The sequence below is a fragment of the Allobacillus salarius genome (assembly GCF_007559425.1).
Lineage (GTDB): Bacteria > Bacillota > Bacilli > Bacillales > Alkalibacillaceae > Allobacillus > Allobacillus salarius.
This window is the reverse complement of sequence record NZ_VMHE01000084.1, coordinates 1-786: the sequence shown is the minus strand read 5'-3', so window position 1 is coordinate 786 and position 786 is coordinate 1. Positions and strand designations below refer to the sequence as shown.

General features: G+C 34.2%; 1 protein-coding gene and 1 pseudogene. Both read left to right on the top strand.

The genetic code is table 11. The features are described 5' to 3' along the window. A partial coding sequence (locus FPQ13_RS13230; protein WP_144089749.1) for a phage portal protein occupies positions 1 to 512 on the top strand: 512 nt, incomplete at its 5' end. 6 nt (positions 513 to 518) lie between these two features. Continuing rightward, positions 519 to 786: pseudogene (locus FPQ13_RS13225) on the top strand (minor capsid protein); the annotation flags it as partial.

The window sequence follows — 786 nt, the reverse complement described above, 5'->3', positions numbered from 1 at the left end:
CCGAAGCTTATAAAGACCGTTTGAACAGTGATATACACATGTTTACCAACACGCCTAACATGAAAGATGATAACTTTAGTGGCACTCAATCGGGCGAGGCAATGAAATACAAATTATTTGGATTGGAACAACGTACTAAAACTAAAGAAGGATTGTTTACTAAAGGGTTAAGACGTCGTGCTAAGTTGTTAGAGACAATACTTAAAAATACACGGTCGATTGACGCTAACAAAGATTTCAATACTGTTAGATACGTATACAACAGAAACTTACCTAAATCATTGATTGAAGAATTAAAAGCTTATATTGATTCTGGCGGGAAGATTAGCCAAACAACTTTAATGTCTCTATTCTCGTTCTTCCAAGACCCTGAATTAGAAGTTAAGAAAATCGAAGAAGATGAGAAAGAATCTATTAAAAAAGCTCAAAAAGGTATTTATAAAGACCCTAGAGACATCAATGATGACGAACAAGATGATGATACAAAAGATACTGTTGATAAAAAGGAATGATTGTAATTGCCTAACAAAAACACTCAAGAATATTGGGAAGAACGCGGACGCAAAGCAATCGAGAATGAGTTGAAGCGTGATAAAACTAAAGCTGAAGAAATAGAACGTATATTGAATATGATGATTAAGCGCATTGAAAAAGAAATCAATGCGTTTATTGTTAAGTACGGAGATTTTGCAGGCGTTACATTACAAGAAGCACAAAAGATTATTGATGAGTTCGATGTAAAAGCGTTTCAAGAAGAAGCAAAAAGATTGGTCGAAAACAAGGACT